General features: G+C 60.7%; 14 protein-coding genes. 13 read left to right on the top strand and 1 reads right to left on the bottom strand.

Annotation, left to right across the window (positions count from 1 at the left end; translation table 11 throughout):
- Nucleotides 1-244 precede the first annotated feature (244 nt).
- The 10 genes from WB650_RS19455 to WB650_RS19500 all read left to right on the top strand — a co-directional run bounded on the left by WB650_RS19455 (nt 245) and on the right by WB650_RS19500 (nt 10,103).
- A complete protein-coding gene (locus tag WB650_RS19455; RefSeq protein ID WP_422306844.1) occupies nt 245-661 on the top strand; it encodes an OsmC family protein in 417 nt (138 codons plus the stop codon).
- Between the two features lie 4 nt (nt 662-665).
- Nucleotides 666-1,304 (top strand): glutathione S-transferase family protein, encoded by a 639-nt coding sequence (locus WB650_RS19460; RefSeq protein ID WP_422306846.1) that lies wholly within the window; start codon nt 666-668, stop codon nt 1,302-1,304.
- A 12-nt stretch (nt 1,305-1,316) separates the two neighbouring features.
- Complete coding sequence (locus WB650_RS19465; protein ID WP_422306848.1) at nt 1,317-2,312, top strand: LLM class flavin-dependent oxidoreductase; 996 nt, start codon at nt 1,317-1,319, stop codon at nt 2,310-2,312.
- Between the two features lie 82 nt (nt 2,313-2,394).
- Complete coding sequence (locus tag WB650_RS19470) at nt 2,395-3,450, top strand: zinc-dependent alcohol dehydrogenase family protein (protein ID WP_422306850.1); 1,056 nt, start codon at nt 2,395-2,397, stop codon at nt 3,448-3,450.
- A 77-nt stretch (nt 3,451-3,527) separates the two neighbouring features.
- A complete protein-coding gene (locus WB650_RS19475; RefSeq protein ID WP_422306852.1) occupies nt 3,528-3,989 on the top strand; it encodes a DUF2141 domain-containing protein in 462 nt (153 codons plus the stop codon).
- A gap of 9 nt (nt 3,990-3,998) precedes the next feature.
- On the top strand, nt 3,999-4,979 hold the full coding sequence (locus WB650_RS19480) for an NAD(P)H-quinone oxidoreductase (RefSeq protein WP_422306854.1): 981 nt from the start codon (nt 3,999-4,001) through the stop codon (nt 4,977-4,979).
- Between the two features lie 206 nt (nt 4,980-5,185).
- Nucleotides 5,186-6,490, top strand: a complete 1,305-nt coding sequence (locus WB650_RS19485) for an MFS transporter (protein WP_423961672.1) — start codon at nt 5,186-5,188, stop codon at nt 6,488-6,490.
- An 88-nt stretch (nt 6,491-6,578) separates the two neighbouring features.
- On the top strand, nt 6,579-7,505 hold the full coding sequence (locus WB650_RS19490; protein ID WP_422306857.1) for a S66 peptidase family protein: 927 nt from the start codon (nt 6,579-6,581) through the stop codon (nt 7,503-7,505).
- A 23-nt stretch (nt 7,506-7,528) separates the two neighbouring features.
- Nucleotides 7,529-8,659: a serine hydrolase domain-containing protein gene (locus WB650_RS19495; RefSeq protein ID WP_422306859.1), complete on the top strand. Its 1,131-nt coding sequence runs from the start codon at nt 7,529-7,531 to the stop codon at nt 8,657-8,659.
- Nucleotides 8,652-10,103: a UDP-N-acetylmuramate--L-alanine ligase gene (locus WB650_RS19500; protein ID WP_422306861.1), complete on the top strand. Its 1,452-nt coding sequence runs from the start codon at nt 8,652-8,654 to the stop codon at nt 10,101-10,103. The genes WB650_RS19495 and WB650_RS19500 overlap by 8 nt, the downstream gene beginning before the upstream one ends.
- 197 nt (nt 10,104-10,300) lie before the next feature.
- On the opposite strand, the gene WB650_RS19505 is transcribed toward WB650_RS19500, so the two are convergent.
- Nucleotides 10,301-11,308, bottom strand: a complete 1,008-nt coding sequence (locus WB650_RS19505; RefSeq protein WP_423961675.1) for a D-2-hydroxyacid dehydrogenase — start codon at nt 11,306-11,308, stop codon at nt 10,301-10,303.
- 110 nt (nt 11,309-11,418) lie between these two features.
- Here WB650_RS19505 and WB650_RS19510 point away from each other — a divergent pair, with 110 nt between their 5' ends.
- The 3 genes from WB650_RS19510 (at nt 11,419) to WB650_RS19520 (ending at nt 14,119) form a co-directional block, all read left to right on the top strand.
- Nucleotides 11,419-12,261 carry a PDZ domain-containing protein gene (locus tag WB650_RS19510; protein ID WP_423961677.1) on the top strand — a complete coding sequence of 281 codons (843 nt, stop codon included), beginning with the start codon at nt 11,419-11,421 and terminating at the stop codon, nt 12,259-12,261.
- 133 nt (nt 12,262-12,394) lie between these two features.
- Nucleotides 12,395-13,255 (top strand): PDZ domain-containing protein, encoded by an 861-nt coding sequence (locus WB650_RS19515; RefSeq protein WP_422305933.1) that lies wholly within the window; start codon nt 12,395-12,397, stop codon nt 13,253-13,255.
- 60 nt (nt 13,256-13,315) lie between these two features.
- Nucleotides 13,316-14,119 carry a DUF72 domain-containing protein gene (locus WB650_RS19520; RefSeq protein WP_423961679.1) on the top strand — a complete coding sequence of 268 codons (804 nt, stop codon included), beginning with the start codon at nt 13,316-13,318 and terminating at the stop codon, nt 14,117-14,119.
- Nucleotides 14,120-14,224: the final 105 nt, after the last annotated feature.

Consider the following 14,224-nt stretch of genomic DNA (forward strand, 5'->3'; position numbering starts at 1 on the left):
TCCCGAGTCCATATCCTCCATGTCGTGCGCGACGGCGTGCGAGACGAGCGCAGCGACCAAAATGACGGCGGCGAATAGAGATATGAATCGTGTCTTCATGACCGTACCCCGGGCTATCTCGTACAATGATACTTCGCCTCGCAAAAATCGAGCGGCTGGATAAACCCGATAAACCCTGAACGAACGGTTTGTAGAAAAGTCTCCGTCTCGGCTAGGTTGAGCGTTGGAGGACGACGCGACTCAAGTGCCAGCTACGGATTCTTCGCATGAGCAGGCGCATCATCGCGATGTCACGGTCGAAGCGATCGGCGATTCGCTCAACGCCGAAGTGAAATATGGTCCGCTGCGATGGCGGCTGTCGGGAGAAGAGGCGACCGCTCCGGATCCCGTGTCGTCGTTCCTCGGTGCGCTCGGCGGATGCTTGCTGATGTCGCTGCGAGTGGCTGCGCGCGTGCGCAAAATTGAGCTGGGGCGCTCGATGGTGCATGCGTCGGCCAATGAAAAAGGGCATGTGAAAGAAATTAAAGTAAAACTTCAAGTTGAATCCGGCGCCAGCGACGATCAGCTTCATCGACTGGTCGAAGTCGCCGAGCGCGGATGCCATATTCGGAACTTGATCCGCAACGATGTGACGTTCGCTTTGCAGATCACCAGGCTATAGAAAAATGGGCGAAATAAATCTCTACCAGTATCCAATCTCGCCGTTCTCCGAGAAGGTGCGGCGCGTGCTCACCTACAAGCATCTCAAGTGGCATCCGATCGATTGCCATTACGAGGACAAGACCAACCTGCTCGCGGTCACCAAGGGCGCGTGGACGCGGGTCCCCGTGCTCGAGTGGGACGGCGAGGTGGTCTACAACTCCGCGGACATTATCAGGTGGATCGATCGCAAGGTGCCGGCGAATCGCGTGATACCCGACGAGGCGCGCGGGCTAATCGAAATAATCGATCAGTGGGCCGACAACACCTTGTTCATGCCGGTCTTGTTTCTGACGATTCCCGATCTGCTCGAGGCCGCCGGCGATGCGAAGCTGAAGGCTAATCGCGAGAAGCTGATCGGGATGACGACGGCGCAGATGCGCGAGCGTCACCCACCGATGAAGGAGCAGCTCACGAGCTACTTGCGAATGATCGAGGATCAACTCGCAGGCAAGGAATTTTTTCTCGGCAAGAGCTTCACGATGGCCGACGCGTCGCTCTACCATCCGCTGTTTTTCCTCGCGCTCAATCCGTCGAACTTTTCGATGGTGAAAGATTTCGGCAACGTCAGTAAGTGGTATGAACGAGTTCGCGATATCGCGTAGAAGGAGAATTCAATGGCGCGCAAATTAGCAGTCGGAGTCAATTGGCAGGGCAAGCCTGATTTCAAGGGCACGATCGAAAAAGCGAAAATCGCGGACGAGGCCGGCATCCATTCAATTTGGGTGGCCGAGGCGTGGGGCCGCGACGCGTTCACGCTGCTGACGCTGCTCGCCGAGCATACCAGCAAGATCCAGCTGGCGACCTCGATCGTGAATATCTATTCGCGCACGCCGGCCGCGCTCGCGCAGCATTTCGGCACGCTCGACGAGCTGAGCAACGGCCGCATGATAATTGGTCTGGGCACCAGCGGGCCGCAGGTGATCGAGCATTTTCACGGCGTCCCGTTCAATCCGCCGCTGACGCGGATGAAGGAGTACGTCGAGATCATCAATATGATCATGGCGCAGACGCCGCTGAACTTCGAAGGCAAGCTGTTCAAGCTGCAGCGGGGTTTCACGATGCGCTTCGAGACTCCGCGCAAGCATATTCCGATCTGGATTGCGTCGCTCAACAAAAAGAGCGTCGAGTTCACCGCGAAGAAAACCGACGGATGGCTGCCGGTGATGATTCCGATCAATTCGCTCAAGAAAGCGATCGCGGATTTCCGCGAGATCGCGGCGTCCGCCGGACGCAACCCGCGCGACGTCGCAGTGAAAGCGCCCGGACACGTCACGGTGACCGACAACGTCGATCGCGCAAAAGCGGGACATGCCGCCAACGTCGCGTTCTACGCCGCGCGCATGGGGACTTTCTATTCCGAGCAGCTCACACGTTTCGGCTTCGGCGACGACGTGCAGAAGGTCAAGCAGGCGTGGGACGCCGGCGGCTCGAAGGCGGGAACTGCGGCGCTCTCGCCCAAGCTGCTCTCGGAGTTGGGCTATATCGGTGGAATCGAAGGCGCGGTCGAGCGCCTGAAGGCGCAGGACGAGGCGGGCGTCGATCTCCATCCGATCGATATCGACGCGCATACGCCGGCGGAGTTCGAGAAAACCGTGGCCCGACTGCTTTGATGATCGCGCGAAAGGAATTTGCCGATTCGCTCACAAAGGCGCTATATCGAAATTGAATTCGTGAAGGAGGACTCAGGCCACAATGAAAGCAGCAGTATTCGAGGCCACCAAGAAGCCGCTCGTCGTCAAAACGATTCCCGATCCCGAATGCGCACCGACCAGCGCGATCGTGCGCGTCGAGGCCAACGGCATTTGCAGATCCGATTGGCACGCGTGGTCGGGCGACTGGACGTGGATGGGACTGTCGGCACAGCCCGGCGCGGTCCTTGGTCATGAATTCACCGGCGTGGTCGAGGAAGTCGGCAAGGACGTGAGCAACTTCAAGAAGGGCGCGCGCGTCGTGGTGCCGTTCAGCCAGGGCGACGGCACCTGCGAGTATTGTCGCAACGGGCAATCCAACGTTTGCCTCACGCCGCTGCTGCCGGGCTTTTCATATCACGGCGGATTCGGCCACCTGGTCGCGGTGCCGTTCGCCGACATGAACCTGGTCACACTTCCGCCGAGCATCGACTTCGTCGAGGCGGCCTCGATGGGCTGTCGCTTCATGACGTCGTTTCACGGAATCGTTGATCGCGCGCAAGTGAAGCCGGGTGAATGGGTGGTGGTGCACGGATGCGGCGGAATCGGATTGTCGGCTATCAATATCGCGTCGGCCATGGGAGCCAACGTGATCGGCGTCGATCTCGATTCGGCCAAACTCGAACTCGCCAAGGGCATGGGCGCGGCGCACGTAATCAACGCGAAGAAGACTGATCCGATCTCGGCGATTCTCGATCTTACCGGCAGTGGGGCGCAAGTATCTGTCGACGCACTTGGTGTCACCGCCACTTGCCGCAATTCGATCATGAGTCTGCGCAAGCAGGGACGTCACCTGCAGATTGGGCTCACGACCGCGGCGGAGCAGGGTGAGATTCCGATGCCGATCGATCGGATCGTCACGATGGAACTGCAGTTGATCGGATCGCTCGGGATGCAGGCGTCGCACTATCCGTCGATGCTGCAGATGGTCGAGGCAAAGAAGGTCACGCCCAAAGCGATGGTGACTGGGACCTGCGCGCTCGATGGCATAAATAAAATTTTCAACGAGATGAACACGTTCCAGAACGTTGGCGTCACGGTGATCAACAACTACAACTAGGCACGCGTTCGCGGCATCGAGAATAAACACGTGAGAGGGTCCTCGTGGGCCCTCTTCGTTTGTGGAGCGGCGATTTGATGAGATTGAGAATTCGGCTGATCGCATTCGCGCTGTTGCTTGCAGCGGTCGCGCTACCCGCCATTTCGCGGGCACAAGATGCGTCGAAGGGTATCAAGGTTGAAATCACGGGACTGCGAAACAACAATGGGCAGTTGGTGTGCTCGCTATGGCCGGGGCCGGCCGGCTTCCCGCGCGACGACTCTCACATCCTGAAGCACGTCACCGCGCCGATTAAAAACGCCGGCGGCGTGTGCGTGTTCGCGGGGCCTCTTCCGGCCGGCGATTACGCAGTCACGCTCTTTCACGACGAGGACGGCAGCGGCAAGTTCAAATCGAATATAGTCGGTTACCCGCTCGAGGGTTATGGATTTTCGAACAACATCGTGCCCCAATTCAGCGCGCCGACATTCGATCAGTGCAAGTTTCACTACGACGGCAACGGCTGGAAGCAGATACCTGTGAAAATGATCTATAGGTAGGGTGAATTCATGAAGGCAGTAGTCGTTGAAAAGCCGGGCGATGAAAACGCGCTCAAGCTCGGCGAAGTTCCCGAACCGTCGATCAAGCCCGACGAGATCCTGATTCGCGTCCGCGCCGCCGGCGTGAATCGCGCCGACATTCTGCAGCGCCAGGGATTCTATCCGCCTCCGCCGGGTGCGTCGGAAATCATCGGGATGGAGGTCGCCGGCGAAGTCGTCGCGGTCGGCGAGGCGGTCAAGGGGTGGAAAGTCGGCGATCGCGCGATGGCGTTGATACCGGGCGGCGGCTACGCGGAGAAGGCTGTCGCGCATTACGGGTCCGCGATGAAAATTCCCGCAACGCTGACCTTCGAAGAGGCGGCGGGAATCCCCGAAGTCTTTCTGACCGTGTTTCTGAATTTTTTCATGCTCGCGGGAATCAAGCGCGGCGAGACCGGATTGATCCACGGCGGCGGCAGCGGCATCGGCACCGCGTCGATACTGTTGCTCAAGGAAGCAGGAGTTCGCGTAATCGTGACTGCGGGCTCGGATGAAAAGTGCGAGCAATGTCGCAAGCTGGGCGCCGATGTCGCGATCAACTACAAGCGCGGCCCGTTCGCGCCCGAGGTGAAGACGGCGACGGAAGGGCGCGGCGTCGACGCGATCCTGGATAGCATTGGCGGCGCGTACCTTGCGGGAAATATCGAGTCACTCGCACAAGGCGGCCGGCTGGTGCTGATAGGCTTGATGCAAGGGACGCGAGCCGAACTGGATCTCGCGGCGGTGCTGCGGCGTCATCTGAAGATCTTCGGCTCGACGTTACGCAACCGCTCGTTTGCCGAGAAGGCGCAGATCGTCGCGGCGTTCCTCGAGCAATTCGGCGCTGCACTCGACGCCGGCAAATTGCATCCGCCAATCTACAAAGTGATTCCGGCTGCCGACGCGCCAACCGCACATCGATTGATGCAGGCGAGCGAGCATTTCGGGAAAATTATCCTCAAGTTCGACTGATTTGGTTTATTGACCCACAAGCGCCCCGCGATTAGTGTCGCGGTCAGTCAGAAGTCGAGAATCCTATGAAAGTCACCCTCATCATCCAAATCAAACATCTACCTGGTGGGTGAGGGATACTTCGAAAGCTGGCTTGAAAGAGCCTCGGGCGTCGAAGCCCGGGGCTTTTTTCTTTTTTGCGCGGATGGCCGCGCGTGAGACGTTGAATGCAACCGGACGAAATAGACAACGAATCCATCGGCGTCGCCGCGCGGCGTCGGAGCGCGCTCTTTCAACACGCCGACTTCATGAAACTGTGGACGGGAGAGACAGTCTCCCTCTTTGGCACGCGCATGGGCGATGTCGCGATAAGCTTTGCGGCAGTGATCGCGCTGAAGGCGACTCCATTTCAGATGGGCGTCCTCGCCGCGGCCGGAATCGTGCCGACGCTCGTGCTCGGCTTGTTTGCGGGCGTGATCGTCGATCGCATGCGCCGCCGCCCGATTCTGATCGGCACCGATATCGGCCGCTTCATTGTATTGGGCACGATTCCGATTGCCGCGATGTTTGCGGCGCTCACGATGGTGCAACTCTGCACCGTGATGCTCGCGTACTCGGCGCTCGATTTATTCTTCGACGTCGCGTACCGATCTTATTTGCCGTCACTGGTGGACCGCGAACATCTCCTCGACGCGAACAGCAAGCTCACCGCCAGCGCCGGAGTTGCCGAGGCCGGCGGCTTCGCACTCGCAGGTTGGCTGGTCGAATGGCTCACGGCGCCATTCGCGATACTGATCGACGCGATCTCGTTTCTCGCATCGGCATTGGCGATCGCGCTGATACGAAAGCCTGAACCGGCACCCGCGCCACGCGCACGCGACGCGACCGTAGCCCGCGAGATAGCAGACGGCGCGCACTTGATCTTCACCGACCGTCGTCTGCGCGCATTCGGAATCAACGTGATCGTGGGCGGCTTTGCGAACAGTCTGGTCGGCACGCTGTACGTGCTGTACGTCGTCAACGCGCTCGGCTTCCGTCCCGGCGTGCTCGGCGTGATCTTCGCTGTCGGCGGCGCGAGCTCGCTGTTCGGCGCATTGGCGGCACGCAGGACCGCTGACGTGCTCGGCACCGGAAGGGCGATGGTGGCGGGGCTCGCAATCGAAGGCGTCGCATACATGTTGCTGCCGATCGCGCGAGGGAGTGGCCTGGCGTCGGTGGCGCTGCTGGTCGCGCAACAACTGGTCGGCGACAGCGCCGCGACGGTGTATTTCGTCAACGCCGTCAGCCTGATCCAGACGATCACGCCCAAACCAATGCTCGGCCGCGTAAACGGGAGCCTGCGCTTTCTTCGCCTCGCCAGCACGCTTGCTGGACAGGTGGTCGCGGGCGTCGCGGGCGGCATCATCGGTCTGCGTCCGACGATTGCGATTGGTGCGGCTGGTCTGTGGGTCACGGCGGCGCTGCTCGGCTTCTCAGAGGTCGGTTCGCTGACCGGGATGGAAGAGCGTGCCGCGCCGGCGGTCGCCGACTGAATCGGAAACATGAGCGGCGCGATTCGCACTCCTGGCGGGCGTTGCCTCGTTCCTTCTGGTAGGATTCGGGGCGAGATAGCGTGAATCCGTGAAAAATAAACCGATCAAACCCAACGCGCTCAAATCGGGCGACACAGTTGCGGTCGTTGCGTCAGCCGCGGCGATCGAACGGGCGCATCTCGAGCGCGGCGTCAACGTACTTGCTTCGATGGGCTTTCGCGTGAAGGTATCGGAGCGCGTGCTGGCGCGTTCGGGGATTCTGGCGGGCGACGATCGCGAGCGCGCGACCGAGCTGCAGGAATATTTCGCCGATCCAGAGGTCAAGGCGATTTTTTCCGCGCGTGGGGGTTACGGATGCGGCCGGCTGCTGCCGCTACTCGACTTCAAGGCGATGGCCAAAGCGCCGAAAATATTCGTGGGCTTCTCGGACCCGACGTTCCTGCTCAATGCGCTGGTCGATTTCGCCGGGACGGTGTCCTTTCACGGGCCGATGGTTGCGATGGACTTCGCCAAAGGCCTGAGCCCGCGCTCCTTCGAACACTTGCAAGGGCTGCTCAGCGGCAGAATCGACAGCTTCGAGCTCGAGGCACGCGAGACGATGCATCCGGGGAACGCGCAGGGCGAAGTGATCGGCGGATGCCTGTCGGTGGTTGTCGCGATGATCGGCACGCCGTTCGAGCCGCGCTTCGACGGGCGAATCCTTTTCCTCGAAGACACGGGCGAGAAGGCGTATCGAATAGACAGGATGCTGGTGCAGTTGCGTCAATCGGGCGCGCTTGGCCGCGTGGCTGGAATTGTGTTTGGCGCGATTCGCGCGATCGACGGAAACGAGCAGGAGACCCAATTGATAGCGCGCTTTGCCGCCGAGCAGACTGCGGGTCTTGGATGCCCGGTGCTGTATGGTATCGAGGCGGGACATGGCACCGAGAATTTTACGATTCCGTTCGGCGTGGTTGCGCGAATCGATTCCGCCGCGCGCCGGATTATTTTTTCTGAGCCGCCGGTTACGCGGTAGCGTTTTTTTTTGGAGGATGGGCGTTGGGATGGAGTGAGGTTGATCGGGCGTTCAACGACGCCGTCGAGCAGCGGGTGATCCCGGGCGCGACCGTGGTCGTGCGGCGCGGTGCGGACGTCGCGTTCGAGGGCGCGTTCGGTTTCAGGTCGATCGAGCCGAACCGATCGCCGGCCAAAATCGAAACCGTTTACGACCTCTCATCGCTCACCAAGGCGATTGCGACGACGGTCGCATTGATGATCCTCGCGCGTGACGGCAAATTTCGTCTCGACGATCGGGTGACGCGCTTTTTCCCGAACTTCGGGGTGCACGGCAAAACCGTCATCACCTTTCGGCATCTGCTGGCGCATTGCTCGGGGCTGGCGGCGTGGCGTCCGTTCTATCAGCGGATTGTGGAAATCGAAAAAGGCGGCCGGGTCAATTTCATGGCGAGCTACGGCGCCAAGGAGTTCGCTTACGAGGAGATTCATCGCGAGAAACCCGAAGCACCGCCCGCGACCAGGACTATCTACTCGGATCTTGGATTCATCCTGCTCGGCGAGACGATCGAAAAGGTTGCGAGCGTCGCGCTCAACCGATACTGCCGCGATAAAATTTTCCGGCCGCTCGGCCTGCGCGCGACTGATTATATAGATATCTCCCACGTCCGATCGCGGCGGCTGGAGCCGGTCCCCGACATGTTCGCGCCGACCGAGATATGTCCTTTACGCAAGCGGCTGCTGGTCGGCGAGGTCGACGACGAGAACGCGTTCGCGATGGGCGGAGTCGCCGGTCACGCGGGACTGTTCGCGCCGGTGCGCGAGGTAGATAGAATCGCGCGCGAGCTGATCGCCTGTTACGCGGGACGTTCGGACTTCGTGCCGCAGAAAATAATCCGCGAGTTCTGGACGCGCGACGCGACCGTGTCCGGATCGACCTGGGCGCTGGGATGGGACACGCCGTCGCCTGAGAATTCCAGCTCGGGGCATCGGTTCTCGCCGGCGGCGGTGGGGCATCTTGGCTTCACCGGCACATCGATCTGGATCGAGCCGGACAGCGAGGTTGCGATCTCGATGCTGACCAATCGGGTTCATCCGCGGCGCGACAATCAGAAGATTCGCGACTTCCGCCCGAAGATTCACGACTTGATCATGGACGCAGTCAACGGTGGCTGATTCCCAAAGCGCATCGCGCCTCGCGCGCATTCCGGCGTCCGTCAGCCGCGTGCACCTGGTCGGAGTGGGAGGCACCGCGATGGCTGCTCTGGCGGGAATGCTGGCCGACCGTGGATTTTCGGTCACCGGATCCGACAATCAGCTCTACGAGCCGACCTTATCACTGCTCAAAAATTCGCGAGTCGAATTAATGACGGGATTTTCGCCGGCGAACCTGTCGCCCGCCCCCGATCTGGCCGTGGTGGGCAATGTGATCGTGCCGACCAATCCCGAAGCTGTCGCACTGATCGCATCGCCGATTCCGTATCTCTCGATGCCCGAGGCATTGTGGCATTTTTTCCTGAAGGACCGGCGCGTCCTGATGGTTGCGGGGACGCATGGCAAGACCACCTCGACCGCGATAATGGCGCACGTGCTCGAAGCGGCGGGACGCGATCCGTCGTTGCTGGTGGGAGGAGTCGCGAGCGATTTCGGGTCGAACTACCGACTGGGCGGCGGTGAGGATTTTGTAATCGAGGGCGACGAGTACGACACCGCGTTTTTCGACAAGGGGCCCAAGTTTCTGCATTACGGGGCCCGCGGCGCGATCATCACGGCGGTGGAATTCGATCACGCCGACATCTATCGCGATCTGGATCATGTGAAATCGAGCTTCCGCGCGCTGGTCGAGCAGATGGACGCGTCGCGAGTGCTCGCGGTGTGCGCCGATTTTCCGCACGCGCTCGAAGTCAGCGCGGGGACGCGCTCGCGGCGGCTTACGTACGGGCTGCGCGAGGGCGAATATCGCGCGACGGAAATCACCGTGGGCGCTGACGGCGCGCGATTTTCGGTGACGCGCGGTAGCGACCGAATCCATGAGGCGATTCATCTTCCAATCGGCGGCCGCATGAACGTCGCCAACGCGCTCGGCGTTTACGTGCTGCTGAACGCATTCGGAGTTTCCGGCGACGAGATAGCCGCGGGACTGCGCACCTTCAAGGGCGTGGTGCGGCGACAGCAGGTGATCGGAGAGGCCGCGGGAGTGACCGTGGTCGATGACTTCGCGCATCATCCGACGGCGATCGGCGTCACCCTCGAAGCGATTGCAGAACGGTTCCCCGGACGGCGAATACTCGCGGCATTCGAGCCGCGATCGAACACGGCGCGGCGAAATGTTTTTCAGGATGCGTTTGCGGCCGCGTTCGATCGAGCGTCGCGGGTTTACCTGGGGCCGGTGTATTTCAAAGAGAACGATCCGATCGCGCCAGGCGAGCGGCTGGAAACCGGCGCGCTCGCGAGTGCTATCGGCGCGCGCGGACCTCATGCGGCGGCATGCGCGTCGAATGATGAGATCCTCGAGCGAATGCTAGCCGACGCGCGCGATGGCGACGTCGCGTTGTTCATGTCGAACGGCCCGTTCGATGGATTGAAGGAACGGTTTCTCGCAGCGCTGCGGGATAAATAGGGTAACCACTCAATCCATCCGTCGCCCGTCCGTCATCCTGAGCGCAGCGAAGGATCTCGCGCGTCAGCGCGTCTGCCGGCGGGCGCCGAACGCAAGAGCGTCCGGCGAGATTCTTCCCCTTCGGCTTCGCTCAGGGCTTCGGCTCAATCACAGCAACTTCCGCTCAGAATGACACGAGCGGAAGCGAGCTGACTCCACTAATAGCCGAGTCCCGGATCTATCAAATTGAGCAGCGGTCGTTTTGCTGCGAACCTGTTTAGATTCTCCGCGAATAGTTCGCAGGCTTTGTCCATGTAGCCGCGGTTGGCGCCTGAGATGTGCGGGGTGAGGATCACGTTTTCGAGATCCCACAGCGTGCTGCCGGCTTCGAGCGGTTCGTGCTCGAAGACGTCGAGGCCTGCGCCACCGATTTTTTTCGCGGACAGCGCATCGATCATCGCGTGCTCGTCGATCACTTCGCCGCGGCCGATGTTGACCAGGTATGCGCCCGGTTTCATCGCGACGAATTCCCGTTCGCCGATAAATTTGCGGGTGTGATCCGTCAACGGAAGGGTTACGGATATGTAATCGGATTCGCGCAGGATCGCCTCGCGATCGTCGGGCCCGAAGTAGCGTGCGGGAATTTTACCGTCGGGATCGCCGAGCCCCGACGGACACCATCCGGGATCGACGCGGTCCGATGGGTTGCGCTTCAGGGCGAGTACTTTCATTCCGAATGCGGCCCCGAGGCGCGCCGTTTCCCGGCCAATCGATCCGTAGCCGATGATGCCGAGGGTCTGCCCGCGGATGTCGTCGACGCCTGCCATGAAAGCCCCCGAGCGCATCCACTCGCGGCGCACTTGCGCTCGAATCGCGAGGTGAATGCGATGCGCGTATGCGAGCATCGAGCCGAGTGTGTATTCCGCAATCGGCGTCGCGTGAATTCCGCTCGCGGTCGTAATCGAAATCGGGGTTCGCTTGAGCGGGCCGCCAAGGACGTGGTCGGCACCGGCGCTGAGAAGTTGAATCCATTTGAGGCCGGGCGCGCGAGTCGCGATGTCGTTGGGGACCCGAAAGGTGAGCATCACGTCGCATCCGGTGCCGACGAGATCGCTGACTTCTTCGACCGTTCGGCATTGACGATCGGCCAGGTCAGCCCCGGGAGCCGCATTCAGGATTGCGTTGCGATGCGCGGGTTGTAGCGCGACGGTTGATATGATCTTCATGGATGAATCAAACTTTCGCACGGGTTAGCGCCTGCTTCAAGGAAAAATCGTCCGGCTTGAGGAGCGCGCGCGGCGGGCTTATATTTGCAGAGCCGCTCGATCGCCGGTCGATGAGCGCAATGGCAATGAAGCTGCAGAAGATACTCACATTGGGAGTCGCGACGGCCGCGCTGTTCGCGATGTCCCAGTTTGCATTCGCTCAGAACCAGAACTCGCAAAGCGGATCGCAAGGCGCAGGCGATTCCGCCCCGCACGGAATCACGGGGCAGGGCGGCAGCGACGACACGACGCTCGAGATAGCGCCGCAGCCGGGTCTGGCCGCGCCCAAGCCCACTACCCAGGAAATTCCCAGCGATCGAAATTTCAATCCCGGCGAGGACACTTCGTCGATCGATCCGAACTTTCGTCCCGGCACCGGGAACGGCACCGGCGATCTCGACAGCAATCAAAACGGCGAGGGTAACCACTACGGTTATCGCAACCAGCCGCATGCGCGCCCCTACCTCGGTATCACCGTGCAATACGTCTCGAAGTGCTACAACGGCGGCGAGGAGCACGGGCTCGAAGTACTGACTGTAGATCCCAATAGTCCGGCGGCGCAGGCGGGTCTGCAGCCGCGATCCGGGATGACGGCGATCGGCGCGGCGGTCACGACCCTGACAGGAATTCTGCCCGGCGGATCGATCCTGAGTTCCAAGGCGCTGGCGACTTCGGGAGCGATGGGACAGGGCGGAGATCTGATCGTCGCGGTTGACGACAAGCGTGTGCGCGATCAGAGCGACCTGGAAAATGCGATGTCGCAGCTGAAGCCTGGCGACACGATGTACCTGACGGTGATCAGGCCGAACGGCACTGACGAGCACACTCCGCACGCGACGCTCAAAATAGCGGTGAAAGTCGGCGCAGTCGGCGAGCCGATGGCGAATGCGGCGCCGGACAACTTCACGCACTAATCACCGATTTCATTTCTCGAACGTTCCCGATGATGCGCATCGCCTGCGCTGCGTAATTTTCATCCTTGAGCCTCGCTGAAATCGAGCCTACTATTTCGACCGAGCGCAGAAATAAGTATCGAGGTGATCGGTCATGCGAAGTCCGAGCGTCCTCATCGGCTGCCCGCTGCTGGTCGTCCTTCTCTCTCCCTGCGCCACAACCGCGGCAGATACTTCCAACGACCACGCCTCGCCGTCGATAGCGGCGCAATCGGACGACGCCGCGAATCTGCATTTACCCGCGGGACAGCCCAGCGTCGGCGCGAGCCGAAACCTCCCGGGGCGCCAGCCCGCTGAGTCGACGACGCTGGAAGTCGCGCCGCAGCCTTCGGTCAAAGTTCCCGCGCCCGATAAGCAAGAGACTGCTGAGCAGCGCGCGTTTCGACAGTCGCGCGAAGATGAAATCGCGCGGCTCAATCGCAATTTCCATCCGCATGATCCAGACGACCATCACCATCGTCCATATCTCGGGATCGATCTCGAGTACACGACGCAGTGCTATCTCGGCGCGGAAGAGCATGGCTTCGAGGTGGTGACCGTCTATCCCAACAGCCCGGCCGCGCGTGCGGGCGTAGTCGCGAGAACGGGGAGCACACCGGCGGGAGACCTGGGCGCGCTCGGCAGTGTGCTGCTGTTCCCGGTTGCGCCGATCGTTTTCCCACTGCTGCGAAAGTCGGGCGCGCTGGGAACCGGCGGCGATCTGATTATCGCGGTCGACGATGTACGGGTGCGCACGCCGGAGGAGATTCGTTATGCGCTGGGCCATCTCAAGCCGGGCGATACGACGTACATCACGGTGGTCCGGCCGCTCCCCGGCGGATACCATCGCACGATGCGGATCGCGATTCACGTGGATCACGAAACCGACGCGGCCGGGAACATTCTACCGCTGCCGGTAACCTCGCCGAGAGCGGCACCTTCGGTGGCGACTGAAACGGAAAGTGCGGTGAACTGAACTTCGCGACGGCACGATGTATGCGTTCCACTATCAACAGGCTCGAAGAGCCGCGTTCAGATGGCGCGCGCTTACATTGGAACCTCAGGATGGAACTACCGCGAGTGGCGCGGCAGCTTTTTTTCAGAGGATCTTCCATCGCGGCAATGGCTCTCCTACTACGCGACGCGTTTTGACTCAGTCGAAATAAATTACACGTTCTATCGGCTGCCATCGAAAGAAGCCTGCGCCGCGTGGTACCAGCAGACACCCCGGAAATTCCAATTCGTGGTGAAGGCTTCGCGCTACATAACTCATATCAAGCGGCTGCGTGACGCTCGGGAATCGTGGGAGGAATTTCTAAAACGCGTCGGCGCTTTGAAGGAGAAACTGGGACCGATCCTGCTGCAATTCCCAGCGAACTTTCGGGCGTCCGAGGCGAATCTTGACAGCGTCGACGAATTCCTCGGATACGCGAGTCGCGACGGTTCGCGACGAATCGCAATGGAATTTCGCGATCGCTCCTGCTTCGATTCGGAGATGCTGCTACTCCTGCGCCGTCATGGGGCCGCGCTCGTGATTTCTCATTCGAGCAGATACCCGTTGCCTGAAGTGAGTCCCACCGCTGATTTCATGTATTTCCGGTTTCACGGTCCGAAGGAAATGTTCGCGTCATCGTACTCGGCCGCGGCGATTCGGAATTGGGCGAGCACCATGAAAAGATTCCTCAGCCAGCGGCGTGACGTTTACGCGTACTTCAACAATGACGCCGGGGGGCATGCTCCGCGCAATGCGCAGGCGCTTTTGCAACAATTGCAATTTCGTGGTGGCGTACCGCGTGACGACGGAAGAAGAGAGCTGTCGGCGTTGGCTGGCCGGCGGTAGTCTTTCGAACAATCGTTCAGTTGGAGGACTGTCATCGCGGTAAAAACTTCTGAGTTCCTGTTTTGGTCGCGGCGCCGATTAACCATCTGTCTGCATTTCTACGGG

This window comes from Binatus sp. (SeqCode), from assembly GCF_049584895.1.
Taxonomy (GTDB): Bacteria; Desulfobacterota; Binatia; order Binatales; family Binataceae; genus Binatus.